The organism is Herbaspirillum sp. GW822-FHT03A08, assembly GCF_058801885.1.
Window position 1 is genome coordinate 581,095 of the sequence record NZ_JBXANR010000003.1, and the last position, 15,623, is coordinate 596,717.

At 58.9% G+C, this 15,623-nt stretch carries 14 protein-coding genes; 3 read left to right on the forward strand and 11 right to left on the reverse strand.

Going from position 1 to position 15,623, the window contains the following annotated elements:
- Position 1 precedes the first annotated feature (1 nt).
- The gene (radA, locus tag AC1RN6_RS11860; protein WP_493005508.1) at positions 2–1,378 is read left to right on the forward strand and encodes a DNA repair protein RadA; all 1,377 of its coding nucleotides are present in this window, start codon (positions 2–4) and stop codon (positions 1,376–1,378) included.
- An 84-nt stretch (positions 1,379–1,462) separates the two neighbouring features.
- Here radA and AC1RN6_RS11865 read toward each other — a convergent pair whose 3' ends face one another.
- The 3 genes from AC1RN6_RS11865 to ompR are packed head-to-tail and all read right to left on the reverse strand — an operon-like array spanning position 1,463 to position 4,208.
- Complete coding sequence (locus AC1RN6_RS11865; RefSeq protein ID WP_493005510.1) at positions 1,463–1,996, reverse strand: flagellar protein FlhE; 534 nt, start codon at positions 1,994–1,996, stop codon at positions 1,463–1,465.
- A 41-nt stretch (positions 1,997–2,037) separates the two neighbouring features.
- Positions 2,038–3,399 (reverse strand): sensor histidine kinase, encoded by a 1,362-nt coding sequence (locus tag AC1RN6_RS11870; RefSeq protein ID WP_493005511.1) that lies wholly within the window; start codon positions 3,397–3,399, stop codon positions 2,038–2,040.
- A 53-nt stretch (positions 3,400–3,452) separates the two neighbouring features.
- The gene (ompR, locus tag AC1RN6_RS11875; RefSeq protein WP_050477106.1) at positions 3,453–4,208 is read right to left on the reverse strand and encodes an osmolarity response regulator transcription factor OmpR; all 756 of its coding nucleotides are present in this window, start codon (positions 4,206–4,208) and stop codon (positions 3,453–3,455) included.
- Positions 4,209–4,377: 169 nt separating this feature from the next.
- Here ompR and AC1RN6_RS11880 point away from each other — a divergent pair, with 169 nt between their 5' ends.
- Positions 4,378–4,659, forward strand: coding sequence for a hypothetical protein (locus AC1RN6_RS11880; RefSeq protein WP_493005513.1), 282 nt, complete (start codon positions 4,378–4,380; stop codon positions 4,657–4,659).
- Positions 4,660–4,733: 74 nt separating this feature from the next.
- Here the strand turns inward: AC1RN6_RS11880 and AC1RN6_RS11885 are convergent, their stop codons facing one another.
- The 8 genes from AC1RN6_RS11885 to dapC form a co-directional block, all read right to left on the reverse strand.
- Complete coding sequence (locus AC1RN6_RS11885; protein ID WP_493005515.1) at positions 4,734–5,390, reverse strand: amino acid ABC transporter permease; 657 nt, start codon at positions 5,388–5,390, stop codon at positions 4,734–4,736.
- Positions 5,391–5,459: 69 nt separating this feature from the next.
- Positions 5,460–6,266: a cystine ABC transporter substrate-binding protein gene (locus AC1RN6_RS11890; RefSeq protein ID WP_094563566.1), complete on the reverse strand. Its 807-nt coding sequence runs from the start codon at positions 6,264–6,266 to the stop codon at positions 5,460–5,462.
- A 258-nt stretch (positions 6,267–6,524) separates the two neighbouring features.
- Entirely contained in the window at positions 6,525–8,549 is a 2,025-nt protein-coding gene (locus tag AC1RN6_RS11895) for an ATP-binding cassette domain-containing protein (RefSeq protein ID WP_493005517.1), read from the reverse strand.
- Positions 8,550–8,657: 108 nt separating this feature from the next.
- Positions 8,658–9,551, reverse strand: a complete 894-nt coding sequence (gene prmB, locus AC1RN6_RS11900) for a 50S ribosomal protein L3 N(5)-glutamine methyltransferase (RefSeq protein WP_493005519.1) — start codon at positions 9,549–9,551, stop codon at positions 8,658–8,660.
- A gap of 68 nt (positions 9,552–9,619) precedes the next feature.
- Positions 9,620–10,747 carry a succinyl-diaminopimelate desuccinylase gene (gene dapE / locus AC1RN6_RS11905; protein WP_050477290.1) on the reverse strand — a complete coding sequence of 376 codons (1,128 nt, stop codon included), beginning with the start codon at positions 10,745–10,747 and terminating at the stop codon, positions 9,620–9,622.
- Positions 10,748–10,762: 15 nt separating this feature from the next.
- Complete coding sequence (locus AC1RN6_RS11910) at positions 10,763–11,125, reverse strand: ArsC family reductase (protein ID WP_493005522.1); 363 nt, start codon at positions 11,123–11,125, stop codon at positions 10,763–10,765.
- Positions 11,126–11,252: 127 nt separating this feature from the next.
- A complete protein-coding gene (dapD, locus tag AC1RN6_RS11915) occupies positions 11,253–12,089 on the reverse strand; it encodes a 2,3,4,5-tetrahydropyridine-2,6-dicarboxylate N-succinyltransferase (protein ID WP_493005524.1) in 837 nt (278 codons plus the stop codon).
- A gap of 104 nt (positions 12,090–12,193) precedes the next feature.
- Complete coding sequence (gene dapC, locus AC1RN6_RS11920; RefSeq protein WP_493005525.1) at positions 12,194–13,402, reverse strand: succinyldiaminopimelate transaminase; 1,209 nt, start codon at positions 13,400–13,402, stop codon at positions 12,194–12,196.
- Positions 13,403–13,677: 275 nt separating this feature from the next.
- Here dapC and AC1RN6_RS11925 point away from each other — a divergent pair, with 275 nt between their 5' ends.
- The gene (locus AC1RN6_RS11925; RefSeq protein ID WP_493005527.1) at positions 13,678–15,447 is read left to right on the forward strand and encodes a methyl-accepting chemotaxis protein; all 1,770 of its coding nucleotides are present in this window, start codon (positions 13,678–13,680) and stop codon (positions 15,445–15,447) included.
- Positions 15,448–15,623 lie beyond the last annotated feature (176 nt).

Consider the following 15,623-nt stretch of genomic DNA (forward strand, 5'->3'; position numbering starts at 1 on the left):
CATGGCAAAGGCCAAAACCAACTACACCTGTACCGAATGCGGCGGCATCAGCAATAAATGGGCAGGGCAGTGCCCGGCCTGCGGTCAATGGAACACGCTGGTGGAAACGCTGGTCGAGCCGGCCGGCGCCAATCGCTATTCGAACCAGCATCAAGGCCTGGCGCAGACTGCGCCGGTGTTGTCGCTGGTCGATATCGAGGCAATCGACGTGCCGCGTTTCGGCACCGGCATTGAAGAATTCGACCGCGTGCTGGGCGGCGGCCTGGTGCCGGGCGGCGTGGTGCTGATCGGCGGCGATCCAGGGATCGGCAAATCGACACTCTTGCTGCAAGCGCTGGCAAATATTTCCAAACTCAAGCAAGTCCTGTACGTCAGCGGCGAAGAGTCCGGTTCGCAGATCGCCTTGCGCGCCAAACGTCTCGCAGTCGACGCCAAGGATCTCAAGCTGCAGGCCGAAATCCAGCTGGAAAAGATTTTGTCGACGCTGGCCGAACACAAGCCGGATGTCGCCGTCATCGATTCGATTCAGACTGTTTACTCCGATGCTTTGACCTCGGCGCCCGGCTCGGTGGCGCAGGTACGCGAATGTGCGGCGCAACTGACACGGTTTGCCAAGACCTCCGACACCACCATCATCATGGTTGGTCACGTTACCAAGGAAGGCGCCTTGGCCGGTCCGCGGGTGCTGGAGCATATCGTCGACACGGTGTTGTATTTCGAAGGCGACACGCACTCCAGTTTTCGCCTGGTGCGGGCGTTCAAGAACCGCTTCGGCGCGGTCAATGAGCTGGGTGTATTCGCCATGACGGAAAAGGGACTCAAGGGAGTCTCTAATCCATCGGCGCTGTTCTTGTCGCAGCACGACAGCCAGGTGCCGGGTTCTTGCGTCATGGTGACGCAAGAGGGAACACGTCCTCTGCTGGTGGAAATTCAGGCGCTGGTCGACAGTTCGCATGTTCCCAACGCGCGCCGCTTGTCGGTCGGTCTGGAACAGAATCGCCTGGCGATGTTGCTGGCGGTGCTGCATCGGCACGCCGGTATTGCTGCGTTCGATCAGGATGTTTTCATTAACGCCGTCGGCGGCGTGAAGATCACCGAGCCGGCAGCCGACCTTGCGGTGTTGTTGGCGATCAATTCGTCCATGCGCAACAAGCCCCTGCCGCGCGGCCTGGTGGTATTCGGTGAAGTCGGGTTGGCGGGCGAGATTCGTCCGGCGCCGCGTGGTCAGGAGCGCTTGCGTGAAGCGGCCAAGCTGGGCTTTTCGATCGCCATGATCCCGAAGGCAAATGCGCCCAAGCAAGAGGTCGAAGGATTGAAAGTCGTCGCGGTGGAGCGTATCGACGAAGCCTTGCAAAAAATTCGCAATATCGACGAATAGGCCCACGAATAAGCAGAAGAACCAAGCCATGAATAAGCGCCCTGGACCGGGCGCTTATTTTTTAGCTGTTGCCGTACGCAATGGTCATGGCAGATCGTAGGTCACAATGATCTGATTCATTTCGCCCTGCGCCGGTGGTCCCAGCGGGCCGCTTCCTTTGACCCGATAGTGCAGCGTGAATGGCTGAATGGCATCTTTGCCATTGAAGGCCACGGTGCTGCCACTGGCATTGTTGGTGACGTTCCAACAGCGTTGTTGATTATTCCAGCACAGCACGGCTTCAAATCCAACGGGTTTGCTCGACACGCCATAGCGCCAGGACACATTGCTGATCGTGCTGCCGGCGGGTAGAGGCGCATTGATCCTGAATGTGGTCTCGTAGTCGGCATTTTTCGCCAGGATGCTTGCGCCCATTGCGTCGGCTACGTAAGAGCCGCTGGGACGGTTGTGGTTCGGTGCCGGAGGGCGGTAGCCCGGCGCCGCCGCGACTGGCGCCGGACTTGTTGCAGCGGCAGGTAATTCGCCGATGGTCGGCGTCGTTGCCGGTTGTACGCTGAATGTGCGATCGACGCGCGCCTGAGCAAACGCCGTGGTACTGAAGCAGACCGCAACGAACATCAAGGCTGATCGGCCGGAACATCGCATCCTCATCATTCAGCTTACTTGCGCGGATGCGCGCTGCGTGGCGGCTGAGGGAAAATCATTTGCACTACCAGCCCGCCGCCTTCGCGATTGCGCAGGTGCAGCTTGCCGTTGTGGCGAATCACGATCCGGTTCACGATGGCCAGCCCGAGGCCGGAGCCGTTGGCCTGGCCGCGTGCGGTATCGAGACGGGTGAAGGGGCGCAGCAGGCGCTCCAGTTCGCTCTCCGGCGCACCGGCGCCATGGTCGGCGATCTCGACCTTGACGTTGTGGCCTTCCAGTTTGCACAGGATGTCGATATCTGCGACGTCGGTATCGGGCGTCTTGCCGTAGCGGCGCGCGTTCTCGATCAGATTGCCGATCGTGCGTTCCAGTTCGACGGTGTTGCCCATGATTTCCAGGCCCGGCATGATCGCTGTTGTGACACGGACTTCGTTCTGCCGTTTGCTGTGATTGGCGGCGTCTTCCAGCAGGCCGGACAGATCGACAGGCGTAAAACTGCTGCTGTCGAAGGGCTTGGCGTAGTCGAGGAACTGGCCGATGATGGCGTCCATCTGCGCCAGGTCCGAGTGCATGCCATCACGCGCTTCGTCGGATAGATGGGCCATTTCGACTTCAAGCTGCATGCGCGCCAGCGGTGTGCGCAAGTCATGTGAGATGCCGGCAAGGATCACGGCGCGATCGGATTCAATGCGGTTGAGATCTTCGACCATCTGGTTAAAGCTGCCATTGGCTTCCCTGATTTCGGTCGGCCCGGATTCCGGCAGCGGGTCAGGTTGCTTACCCTTGGCGATAGCGCGTGCAGCAGCCGTCAGACGCGCCAGCGGCTGGTTGATCAGCGTCGAAATGAAGACCGCGCCGATCAGCGACAACACCAGCGCAATCGAAGCCCATCCCAGCCATTGCAGGCTGGAAGTGCGATCGAGACGCCCGCGGTCAAGCATCAGCCAGTATTGATCTTCATCGATCTTGAAGCTGATCCAGAAGCCGTCGACATCGTTGACGCTCGATGAAAACTGCGTGTCGTCGCCCATCGATTGCTTGACGTAGTACTCGAGTTCAGGAAGGACAGGTGAGTCATCAGGCGGCGAAATCTTGTCCGATTTTTCCAATGGATAGATGCGGATGCCTTCGTTGCTGGCTAGGTCGAACAGAAGTTCGCGGCGCATTTCCGGCGCAGAGTGCGTCAGCGCCGCACGCGTGATCGTGACCACGGAAACGATTTGGGCCGCCAGCTGCTCTGCACGCGGACCGCGCTCGACCATGCGGAAACTGGCCACCCACGCCACCATGCTCGCAGTGATCAGGAAAGTCAGCAAAAAGAAGGTGCGCCAGAACAGTCCATTGCTGAACCATCGTTGGCGCGCTTGATCGCTCATAGTGTGAACCCCGGTCAACGGGCTTGAAGAATCCGACAGGCTTGGCAAGCGCATCAGCGCGGTTTGCCCTCAGGGATGAAGACGTAGCCGAGACCCCACACGGTTTGAATGTAGAGAGGATTTGCCGGATCGGGTTCGATCAGTTTGCGCAGGCGCGAGATCTGCACGTCAAGGCTGCGGTCGAATACTTCATACTCGCGGCCGCGCGCCATTTCCATCAGCTTTTCACGCGACAGCGGTTGGCGCGCATTGCGGGCAAAGACCTTGAGCACCGAGAATTCGCCCGTAGTCAGTGGCACGGTTTCGCCTTTTTTCTTCAGCGTGCGTGTGCCCAGATCGAGGACGAATTCGCCGAACTCGAAAGACTCCGGCGATTCTGAAGGCGCACCCGGCAATTCATCCGGACCCTTACGGCGCAGCACGGCGTTGATGCGTGCCACCAGTTCTCGAGGATTGAATGGTTTCGGCAGATAATCGTCGGCGCCCATTTCGAGACCGATGATGCGATCGACATCTTCGCCCTTGGCGGTGAGCATGATGATCGGCGTTTGATCGCCGGCGCCGCGCAAGCGGCGGCAGATCGCCAGACCGTCTTCGCCGGGCAGCATCAGATCCAGTACCAGCAGATCGTAGCGTTCGCGAATCCAGAGCTTGTTCATCGCCTGCGCATTTTCAGCCGTGACCACGTTGAAGCCCTGTTCGGTCAGATAGCGGCGCAGCAGATCACGCAGACGGATGTCGTCATCCACCACCAGGACTTTGGATTGGTGGGCCGGAGTAGCGGGGGAGCTTGTGTTGGTCGTATTCATGGCGTTATGGTAGCGTCTTCACAGAGATCAGCAACATGTAAGGAGCCAAAGATTACAAACTGTTACATACCTTACCTTAATCATCTTATACCATCCGGCCAAGCAACCTACACTGGGTACATCGATGAATGCACTTTGTCGTTGGTCCAAAATGTGGAAAAATGCCGTTATGGATATTGCAGTTTTTAAAAAACTTGGTGTTGCTGCAGCGTTTGTATTACTCGGCGCTACCGCCGCGTTTGCGCGTCCTCCCGAACCTGGGCGCGGAATGCCGAACCAGCCGACCGATTATCGCCATCAGGGCGGAAACGGTTTTGGCAGCGGTGGCGGGCGTCCGCCGCCTGATCAGGACGCCAACCAGCGTCGCGGAAAATTGAGCCCCGATGAGCGACGCGAATTGCGGCGTCAGATTGATGAAGCGGGGCAGGATATTTACCGCGTCAAACGTTGATATTCTTCTGATCTTACTTCTCTGAATAAAAAAGCCCGGACCTGATCGCCCGGGCTTTTTTCATTGTCGGCTGCTCACTGATGCGCGCGCTCAAGCCGACGTTCCAGGCGGTGTTGCAAGGCTTCGAAGCAGATGCTGAGAAACCAGTAAACCATGGCCGCCGCGATGTACAGCGGCAAAGGACGGAACGTCACCGCAATGATTTCCTTGGTCGACAGCATCAATTCCGTGACAGTGATGACGGACACCAGCGAAGTGTCCTTGATCAGGCTGATCAGGGTGTTGCTCATCGACGGTACGGCGATACGGATGGCCTGTGGCACCACGATATGGCGCAAGGTCTGGATGTAAGTCAGGCCGAGACTGTAACTGGCGCTCCATTGGCCCTTGCCGACGCCGAGGATGGCGCCGCGCAGGCTTTCCGACAGATAGGCGCTGGCGTTCAGGCTCAGGGTCAGTACGCCGGCCATGAGCGGCGAGAATTCGATGCCGACGCTGGGCAGGCCGTAGTAGACAACGAAAATCTGTACCAGCAGCGGCGTGCCGCGCATCAGGCTGACGTAGACGGCCGCCGGCCAGTGGACGAACTTCCACGGCACGATGCGCGCGACTGCCAGCAAAAATCCCAATACCAGGCCGCCGACCATCGAGGCCAGGGCGAACAGCAGTGTGTAGCCCGTGCCCTTGAGCATGATCGGCGCTGCCTGATGCAGCAAATCCCAAATTTCCATTTTTCGTCGACGCAATAAAAATATCCCCGCATTGATGCGGGGATATCGGTTTCAAGAGAACTCAGTGACTTATTGTGCGGCTGGGGGCTTGCTCACGTCAATGCCAAACCACTTGATCGACGCTTGCTTGAAGCTGCCGTCCTTCTGAATATCAGCCAGCGCCTTGTTCAGGGCAGCCTTGAATTGCGGGTTGCCCTTTTGGAACGGAATGCCGATCTTGTCGACTGTGCCGATAGGCGAGCCGCCCTTAAGCGGCAGATTTGCCGATTTCAGCAGGTAGCCAACCAGCAGGCTGTCATTCAGTGCAGCGTCGATGCGGCCGCTGGCCAGATCGGCCAGGTATTCAGGCGAACCTGGATAAGTTTTGACGTCGATGCCAGGAACACTCTTGGCTTTTTGTTCAAAATTGGTCCCCTGGCCCAGACCCAGTTTCTTGCCCTTCAGATCTTCCAGGCTGTTGAACTGGCGCTTTTCGTCCTTGCGCACGATCAGCTGTGCGCTCGACAGGGTGTACGGATCGGAGAAGTCGAATGCCTTCTGGCGCTCATCGGTGATGCCGACCTGATTGATGATGACGTCATACTTGCCGGCGCCCAGACCTGCCAGAATACCGCTCCATTCCGTCGTCGTGAATTCCGGCTTCAGGCCCAGCTTGGCTGCCAGCAACTTGGCGACATCGACTTCAAAGCCGGTCAGTTCGCTGGTCTTGGGATCTTTGAAGTTGAACGGCGGATAGTTGCCTTCCAGGGCGACTTTCAGCGTGCCGCGCGCCTTGACGGTATCCAGCAGGTCGGCAGCATGGGCGCCGACGGTCGCGCCAACGAGCAGCAGGCCGGCCAGCAACGGGGACAGTTTGCGGAGTGTTTTGGATGTCATTGTCTGTTCCTTTGGCGATATTTATATTGATCGGTGGAAATCCGATATGCGAGTAGCTTAATCGTTTTACAAGCTAAGACCAAAGACATCTATGTAAGAAGTTTATATGGCGAGGCTGGATAAAGACGATCTGGCGTCGTTGCATCTCCTTGCCGTGTTCTGGTACTCGCGCGTACTGTCTGTGTCGATACGCCTAGCCGGCTCGCCTTTTATTCAGCCTCTTGGCGCCCGGGTATTGCGCAGCGAGCATCAAAAGCGTTAAGCCTGCAACTGCTCCAGCGCTTCCTGCTGACCCAGCCAGTCTTCTTCCAATTGCTCCAGTTCCTTGGTGCAATACGCCTGGTCGGTGATCAGCTTCTTCAGTTCTTCCTTGTTGGCGGCGTCGTAGATGCTCGGATCGGCCAGTCGGGCGTCGATGACGGCCTTCTTTTCGTTGCATTTTGCGATCTGCTCTTCCAGCCGCTTGATGCGCGACTCGATCGGTTTCTTCAAACCGGCCAGGCGCTGGCGTTCTTCGGCGTCGAGGCGCTTTTGTTCGCGGCGATCGCCGACCGGAACAACGGTCGCAGTAGCTGCAACCGGCTCCGGTGCTTTCTTTTCGACCTTTTGTTCCACCTTCGGCTTGGACGCAGCGGCCTGGGCTGCTTCTGCAGCGCTGTTCTTGGCGGCCAGCTTGGTCTTGAACAGCCAGTCGCGGTAGTCGTCAAGGTCGCCGTCGAACGGCTGCAACTTGCCATCGGCGACGATCAGGAATTGGTCGGTGGTGGCGCGTAGCAGATGGCGATCATGGGACACCAGGACCAGCGTGCCTTCGAATTGCGCCAGCGCCATGGTCAGCGCTTCGCGGGTTTCCAGATCCAGATGGTTGGTCGGTTCATCGAGCAGCAGCAGGTTGGGGCGTTGCCAGACAATCAGCGCCAGCGCCAGACGGGCTTTTTCACCGCCGGAAAACGGCGCGATGCTGGACGACGCCATGGTGCCGTTGAAGTTGAAGCTGCCGAGGAAGTTGCGCAGTTCCTGCTCGCGCACGTCGGGCGCGATGCGTGCCAGATGCCACAGCGGCGACTCATCGTGACGCAGCATTTCCACCTGATGCTGGGCGAAGTAGCCGATCACCAGGCCCTTGCCGAACTGCGCAGTGCCGGCGATAGGATTGAGTTCGTTGGCGATGGTTTTGATCAGCGTCGACTTACCGGCGCCGTTGACGCCGAGCAAGCCGATGCGCTGCCCGGTCTGCAGCGAAAAGTCGATGCCGCCGACGATGACTTTTTCGCTGATGGCATAGGTTTCGGGATCTTCAATGCGATAACCGGCGTTGACCTTCTCCATGACCAGCAGCGGATTCGGCGCCGACAGCGGTTCGCGGAATTCGAATGAAAACTCCGCCGCCGCGCGCAGGGGCGCCAGTTCTTCCATCTTCGCCAGCGCTTTCATGCGGCTCTGCGCCTGTCTGGCTTTGCTGGCCTTGGCCTTGAAGCGGTCGATGAAGGAATGCAAGTGCGCACGCTGGCGCATCTGCTTCTCGATCATGCCGGCCGCCAGTTCCAATTGCGCCGCCCGCTGACGCTCGAATGCGGAGTAATTACCGGAGTAGCGCTTCAGCTTGCGTTCGTCGATATGCACGATCACGTTGACCACGCCGTCGAGGAAGTCGCGATCATGGGAAATGATGATCAGTGTGCCGGCATAGCGTTTGAGCCAGTCTTCCAGCCAGATGATGGCGTCCAGATCCAGGTGATTGGTCGGTTCGTCAAGCAGCAGCAAATCGGAGGGGCACATCAGCGCCTGCGCCAGATTCAGGCGCATGCGCCAGCCGCCGGAGAAGCTCGCGACCGGACGCTCCATTTGCTCCAGCGTGAAACCGAGGCCGATCAGCAATTGTTCGGCGCGCGAGCGTACCGTGTAGACGTCGGCATCAGCCAGCGCGCCATACAAGTCGGCGATACGGATGCCGTTTTCGGCGCTTTCCGGTTCGGCTTCTGCAGCCGCCAGTTGCGCTTCCAGGCGGCGCAGGGTGACGTCGCCGTCAATCGCATATTCCACGGCAGCGCGGTCAAGCGCAGGGGTTTCCTGGGCGACGTAGGCGACCCGCCATTTGGTCGGATAGTCGATGTTGCCCTGATCGGCATGCAGTTCGCCGCGCAGCATGGCGAACAGGCTGGATTTGCCGGCGCCATTGGCGCCGATGAGGCCGATCTTGTCGCCCGGGTTGAGCGTAACGTCGACATTCTCCAGCAGCGGCTTGACGCCGCGGGCCAGGGAAACTTGCTGAAAACGAATCATCGTGGAACTGCAATCAAAGAAGAAAAATCAGGTTGAAACGAAAGATAGGCGAAACAAAAACGACGCCGGCAACTAAGGCAGTAACTAAGGCAGTAACTAAGGCGGCAACTAAGCCAGATGCTGCAACTGGTCTGCCGTCAGCAGGAACACCATGTCGTCGCCGGCGCTGGTCGAGACCCAGGTCAGTTCCAGGTCAGGGAAGGCGGCTTCGGCGTAGGCGCGTTCGTTGCCGATTTCGACAATCAGCACGCCGTTTGGCGTCAGACGTTGCGCGGCGCCCTTGACGATCTTGCGCACCAGATCCATGCCGTCCTTGCCGCCGGCCAGCGCGATTTGCGGCTCCTGCAGGTATTCCTTCGGCAGCTTGCTCATCGAGTCGGAATTGACGTACGGCGGATTGCTGATGATCAGGTCGTACTTGCGTGCCGGCAGCTTGGTGTACAGATCCGATTCGACCAGATTGATGCGGCTGCCCAGTTCGTAATCCTCGACGTTGCGACGCGCCACTTGCAGCGCTTCGGCCGAGATGTCGACGGCGTCAACCTGCGCCTGCGGGAAGGCATCCGCCAGCAGGATCGGCAGGCAGCCGGAGCCGGTGCACACGTCGAGGATATTGGCGACTTGTGCGGGGTCTTGCACCCACGGCGAAAAGTGTTCGGGAATCAGTTCCGCGATGAACGAACGCGGCACGATCACGCGCTCATCAACGAAGAAGCGATAGCCGCCCAGCCAGGCTTCGTTGGTGATGTAGGCGGCGGGCACGCGGTCTTCCGTGCGGCGCATGATGACGCGCAGCAGATTGTCGATTTCGCCTTGCAGCAGGCGCGCATCGAGGAAGGGCTCCAATTGGTCCAGCGGCAGCTTCAGCGTGTGCAGGATCAGGTAGGCGGCTTCATCGAAGGCATTGTTGGTGCCGTGGCCGAAGAACAGCTTCTCGGTATTGAAGCTCGTGATGGCATAGCGCAGGATGTCGCGCACGGTAGCGAAATTGTTTGGTGTCATGATCGATATTCTCGGTCTGTACATGGATAAGGTCCTGCTCGGTTTGGTTTGCTGCTGTTGATCAAGGTTTACAGCAACAGGTTTTCCATGGTGCGGCGATAAATGTTTTTCAGCGGATCGATGTAGCGTACTTCGATGTATTCGTCGATCTTGTGGATGCTGTCGTTGGGCGGTCCGAACTCGATCACCTGCGGGCAGATCTGCGCAATGAAGCGGCCGTCGGAAGTGCCGCCGGTAGTCGATAACTCGGTGTCGAGGCCGGTTTCCGCCTTGATCGCCGACGACAAGGCATCGCTCAGGTTGCCGCGCGGCGTCAGGAAAGGACGGCCGCCGACTGTCCATTTCAGGTCGTAGTCAAAGCCGTGCTTGTCGAGGATGGCGTGCACACGTTGCTGCAAGCCTTCCACTGTGCTGGCGGTCGAGAAGCGGAAGTTGAAGTCGATCACGACTTCGCCGGGGATCACATTTGACGCGCCGGTGCCGCCGTGGATGTTCGACATCTGCCACGAGGTTGGCAGGTAGTATTCGTTGCCCGCATCCCATTGTTCGGCGACCAGTTCGGCCAGTGCCGGCGCCGCCAGGTGGATGGGATTCTTCGCCAGTTGCGGGTAGGCGATGTGGCCCTGGATGCCCTTGACCGTGAGCTTGCCGGACATGGTGCCGCGGCGGCCATTCTTGATCATGTCGCCCAGCTGTTTGGCCGACGTCGGTTCGCCGACGATACAATAGTCGAGTTGCTCGCCGCGTGCCTTGAGCTTGTCGCAGACGATCACGGTGCCGTCGGTCGCCGGACCTTCTTCGTCGCTGGTGATCAGGAAGCCGATCGAGCCTTTGTGATCAGGATGCGCGGCGACGAATTCTTCGACCGCGACTACCATCGCCGCAATCGAGGTTTTCATGTCGGATGCGCCGCGACCGAACAGCTTGCCGTCGCGTTGCGTCGGCACGAACGGCGGGGACTGCCATTTGTCGACCGGGCCGGTCGGCACCACGTCAGTGTGTCCTGCAAACGCCAGCAGCGGCTGTGCCGTACCCTTGCGCGCCCACAAGTTGGTGACGTCGCCGGACTGGATGGTTTCGCAGACGAAGCCAAGCGGCGCCAGCAGTTCAGCCAGGCGCGCCTGGCAGCCTTTGTCTTCCGGCGTCACGGACGAGAGGGCGATCAGTTCCTGGGTCAGGGCAAGGGTTTTGCTCATGATGAATCCGTGCAATCAGTTCTTGAAAATCTGTTGATAAAGGTCTGCGGTAAAGCCAACATGCGTGGGCTGGCCGCTGGCGTGCAGTACCGGGCGTTTGACGATGGAGGGCAGCTCGACGATCAGCGCCGTGGCGCTGGCGTTGTCGGTGATGCTGGCCTTGCGCTCGTCGGACAGGCCGCGCCAGGTCGTGCCTTTGCGATTGACCAGCGTATCCCAGGGGATGTCCTTGAGCCAGGCTTTGACCAGGCTGGCGTCGAGGCCTGCCTTCTTGAAATCGTGGAAGGTATACGCGACGCCGTTGGCATCGAGCCAGGTACGCGCCTTCTTGACCGTGTCGCAATTCGGGATGCCGTAGAGGGTTACTTGCGTGCTCATGGAGTTAAATCATCCTGTCGTACAAAAAGTGAGGCCGGCATCTTGCCGTGCCGGCCGTGATTCTTATCTTGCTGCAAACTCGCTGCAAACAAAATTGCCGGCGCAGGCCGGCAACTCGTAACGCTGATTAAGCGCCGCGCAGCAGTTCGTTGATCGATGTCTTCGAACGGGTTTGCGCGTCAACCTTCTTGACGATGATCGCAGCGTACAGGCTGTACTTGCCATCTTTCGACGGCAGGTTGCCCGGCACCACGACGGAGCCGGCCGGAACGCGGCCGTAATGCACTTCGCCGGTTTCGCGATCGTAAATCTTGGTCGATTGGCCGATGTACACGCCCATCGACAGCACCGAGTTTTCTTCGATGATCACGCCTTCAACAACTTCCGAACGTGCACCGATAAAGCAGTTGTCTTCGATGATGACAGGGCCGGCTTGCACTGGCTCCAGCACGCCGCCAATGCCGACGCCGCCGGACAGGTGGACGTTCTTGCCGATCTGTGCGGCGGAACCGACGGTGGCCCATGTGTCGACCATCGCGCCTTCATCGACGTAAGCGCCGATGTTGACGTAGGAAGGCATCAGCACGACGTTCTTGCCGATGAAGGAACCGTGACGGGCAACTGCCGGCGGCACCACGCGGAAACCGCCCTTGGCGAAATCTTCAGCTGTGTAGTTGGCGAACTTGGTCGGAACCTTATCGTAGAACTGCGGATAGCCGGGGATGCCGGAACCGACAGGCACGTTGTCTTCCAGGCGGAACGACAGCAGGATGGCTTTCTTGACCCATTGGTTGACTTGCCATTGGCCGACGCTTTGGCGATCCGCCACACGCAGGGTGCCTTCGTTCAGGCCGGCGATGACTTCCGCCACGGCGTTACGGATGTCGGCAGGTGCGGTCTTCGGCGACAGGCTGGCGCGGTCTTCCCACGCCTGATCGATGATTTGCTGAATGGATAGTGTCATCTTTTTAGATCTCAGTTGGACTCAGTTGAAAATAAATAAAACCGGGCGCGCGTTTCTTCGTGTGCTTGCACGCCGAAGAAGGCGTCCCGGGATGGCAGAGACGCTTAAGCGCCTGCCAGTTTGCGAGTGAAGGCGACGATGCGTTGCGCCGCTTCCAGGCATTCCTCCACTTCAGCGACCAGCGCCATGCGAATGCGTTGTTGGCCCGGATTGACGCCGTTGGCTTCGCGCGCCAGATAACTGCCGGGCAATACCGTGACATTATATTCGGCATAGAGGCGCTTGGCATATTCCGTATCGCTGATCGAGGTGAGTTTATCGACCTTGGCCCACAGGTAGAAGCTGGCATCCGGCAGGGATACATCCAGCACTTCCTGCAGCAGCGGCGTCACCTGGCTGAACTTCTTGATGTATTTGGCGCGATTTTCCTGTACGTGGGTTTCATCGTTCCAGGCGGCAATCGACGCATTCTGAATCGACGGGCTCATGGCGCCGCCGTGATAGGTGCGGTACAGCAAGAATTTTTTCAGGATCGCAGCATCGCCGGCGACGAAGCCCGAACGCATGCCGGGCACGTTGGAGCGCTTCGACAGGCTGGAGAAGGCGATCAGGCGATCGTAGCCGCGCCCCAGCTTGTGCGCCGCTTCGAGGCCGCCCAGCGGTGCTTCTTCCTTGAAATAGATTTCCGAATAGCACTCGTCGGAGGCGATCACGAAGCCGTAACGGTCGGACAGTTCGAACAGCTTCTTCCAGTCTTCCAGCGACAGTACGGCGCCGGTCGGATTGCCCGGCGAGCACAGGAAAAGCAGCTTGACGCGCGGCCAGACATCATCCGGCACCTGGCTGAAATCAGGTGCGAAGTTGCGCGCCGGATCCGAGTTGACGAAATAAGGCTGCGCGCCCGACAAATAGGCCGAGCCTTCATAGATCTGATAGAACGGATTCGGGCACATCACCAGCGCATCTTTTTGCGATGGATCGACCACGGTTTGCGTGAGCGAGAACAAGGCTTCGCGCGAGCCGTTGACCGGCAGCACCTGTGTGGCCGGATCGATTTTCGGCAAGTCGTAACGGCGTTCCAGCCAGCCGGCGATGGCGGCGCGCAGGGCTTCCGAACCAATGGTGCTCGGATACGATGCCAGGCCACCCAGGTTATCGGTCAGCGCTTGCTTGATGAAGGCCGGTGTCGGATGTTTCGGTTCACCGATTCCCAGGCTGATGTGACGATAGTCGGGGTTGGGTGTGACGTCGGAAAACAGGTTCTTCAGTTTTTCGAACGGGTAGGGTTGCAGCTTGTCGAGTAATGGATTCACGGAGGGATTTACGCAAGAAGAGCGCCAGTGGATGAGAACAGTTTCTGAAACCTCGCCATTATAGCGCCCAGCGTCGCTTTTCTTCGAGATGCGCCGTGGAGGATTGGCTAGTCGACAAGTGTTTCGTCAGTAATTTGTCAGTGTTGCGCTGCAAAAGCGACAATCGAATGATGGATACCGCCTTGTTCCCCGGATGTGCTTTCTGCAAAGTAAGTTATCGTCATCGGTCAAACAAGAAATCTCCCATTTAATTTGCTCGGAACGGAGTTGCAACAATGAAAACACTAAGGGCGAAACTGCTGCTGGCCTTGGTCGTCATGTGGATAGGCCTGCTGGTGCTGGCAGCATGGTCGGCGCTCAATACTCGCCAAAATATGATCCACGAGCGCGAAGCGGGTCTGAAACGTGTCGTCGAAACGGCTGAAGGCATACTCAAGAGCTATGCCGCCGAAGTCGCCGCCGGCCACACGACGGTCGAAGACGCCAAGAAGCATGCGTTGGCCCGGATTTCTGCAATGCGCTACGACAACGACAACTACATTTTCGTCTTCGACTCCAAGCCGGTGGTGCTGATGCACCCAACCAACAAGAGTGTGGTCGGCAAGAATGTCTCCGACCGCAAGGATAGCGACGGCAAGCTCTACTACGTCGAAATGGTCAAGGTCGGCAAGGCGCAGCAACGCGGCTTCGTCAACTACATGGGCCGTCTGCCGGGCGCCGACGACACCAACCGCACGGAGAAGGTCAGCTATCTGATTTATTACGAACCATGGGACTGGCTGCTGGTGTCGGGCGTGTTCCTCAATGACGTGCAAAGCGACTTCTATCAGAATCTCATGAAGCTGGCGGCGATCCTGATCGTCATCGGCGTGGTGGTGTCGGCGATGATGCTGGCGATCATCCGCAACATCACGCGCAGCCTCGGCGGCGAGCCGGCGTACGCAGTCGGGGTGGCCTCCGCTATCGCTTCCGGCGACCTGACCATGGATATCAAGACGCGTCCGGGCGACAAGCGCAGCCTGCTTTATGAAATGAGCGTCATGCGCGAGCGCCTGTCGACGGTGATCAGTGGCATCCGCACCGGCACCGAATCGATCGACACCGGCGCCAAGGAAATCGCCGCCGGCAATCTCGATCTGTCTTCGCGCACTGAGCAGCAAGCCGCGTCGCTGGAAGAAACCGCTTCCAGCATGGAAGAGTTGACCTCGACCGTGAAGCAGAACGCCGACAACGCGCGCCAGGCAGGGCAACTGGCGCATACCGCCTCCGACATCGCTCGTCGCGGCGGCGAAGTGGTCGGGCAGGTGGTCGACACTATGCAAGGCATCACGGAAAGCTCGCGCAAGATTTCAGACATTATCGGCGTCATTGATGGCATTGCCTTTCAGACTAATATTCTGGCACTGAATGCGGCAGTGGAAGCGGCACGGGCCGGCGAGCAGGGGCGCGGCTTTGCCGTGGTCGCCAGCGAAGTGCGCAGTCTGGCGCAACGCAGCGCGCAAGCGGCGAAAGAGATCAAAGATCTGATCGAAGTTTCCGTCACACGAGTGGACAGCGGTTCGGAGCTGGTGCAGCGCGCCGGTCAGACGATGGGCGAAGTGGTCGATGCGGTGCAGCGCGTGACTGACATCATGGGCGAAATTTCGTCGGCCACTGAAGAGCAAAGCAGCGGCATCGGCCAGGTCAACATGGCGATTACGCAAATGGATCAGACCACGCAGCAGAATGCAGCGCTGGTTGAGCAGGCGGCAGCGGCGGCCGGTTCGCTGGAAGAGCAGGCGCGTCGACTGAAGGAGGCGGTTGCTTTCTTCCAGGCCGGTGACATTGCTCCGGCAGCGCCGGCATTTGCCAGCCGTCCCGCGGTGAATGCGGTCAAGCCTGTTGCCAAAGTTGCTGCAGCACCGGTAGCCCGTAAGCCGGCGCCAGCGCCTGCTTCGGCGCCGACACGCAAGGCAGCTCCGGTTCGCGCATTGCCTTCCGCGAATGCAAAGCCGGCAGCGCCGAAGTCATCGGCCGGCGATGATGGCGATTGGGAAACGTTCTGATCAGCAGAAATTGTCTGAACATTGACTTTAATGTCTGACTTGAACGGCTTGCCAGAGTGATCGGGCAGGCCGTTTTTATTGATGGCCGCCGCGAGGGCAGCCTGACATGTGTTCGAGATGCGTTTGAGGTCTTGATTTCAGCGGTTTTCCCTCCCGGAATGTTATGATACCGGGCT

Coding starts and splice junctions, on each gene's coding strand:
- radA (WP_493005508.1), top strand. CDS start 2: ATGGCAAAGGCCAAAACCAACTACACCTGTACCGAATGCGGCGGCATC.
- AC1RN6_RS11865 (WP_493005510.1), bottom strand. CDS start 1,996: ATGTTCGTTGCGGTCTGCTTCAGTACCACGGCGTTTGCTCAGGCGCGC.
- AC1RN6_RS11870 (WP_493005511.1), bottom strand. CDS start 3,399: ATGAGCGATCAAGCGCGCCAACGATGGTTCAGCAATGGACTGTTCTGG.
- ompR (WP_050477106.1), bottom strand. CDS start 4,208: ATGAATACGACCAACACAAGCTCCCCCGCTACTCCGGCCCACCAATCC.
- AC1RN6_RS11880 (WP_493005513.1), top strand. CDS start 4,378: ATGGATATTGCAGTTTTTAAAAAACTTGGTGTTGCTGCAGCGTTTGTA.
- AC1RN6_RS11885 (WP_493005515.1), bottom strand. CDS start 5,390: ATGGAAATTTGGGATTTGCTGCATCAGGCAGCGCCGATCATGCTCAAG.
- AC1RN6_RS11890 (WP_094563566.1), bottom strand. CDS start 6,266: ATGACATCCAAAACACTCCGCAAACTGTCCCCGTTGCTGGCCGGCCTG.
- AC1RN6_RS11895 (WP_493005517.1), bottom strand. CDS start 8,549: ATGATTCGTTTTCAGCAAGTTTCCCTGGCCCGCGGCGTCAAGCCGCTG.
- prmB (WP_493005519.1), bottom strand. CDS start 9,551: ATGACACCAAACAATTTCGCTACCGTGCGCGACATCCTGCGCTATGCC.
- dapE (WP_050477290.1), bottom strand. CDS start 10,747: ATGAGCAAAACCCTTGCCCTGACCCAGGAACTGATCGCCCTCTCGTCC.
- AC1RN6_RS11910 (WP_493005522.1), bottom strand. CDS start 11,125: ATGAGCACGCAAGTAACCCTCTACGGCATCCCGAATTGCGACACGGTC.
- dapD (WP_493005524.1), bottom strand. CDS start 12,089: ATGACACTATCCATTCAGCAAATCATCGATCAGGCGTGGGAAGACCGC.
- AC1RN6_RS11925 (WP_493005527.1), top strand. CDS start 13,678: ATGAAAACACTAAGGGCGAAACTGCTGCTGGCCTTGGTCGTCATGTGG.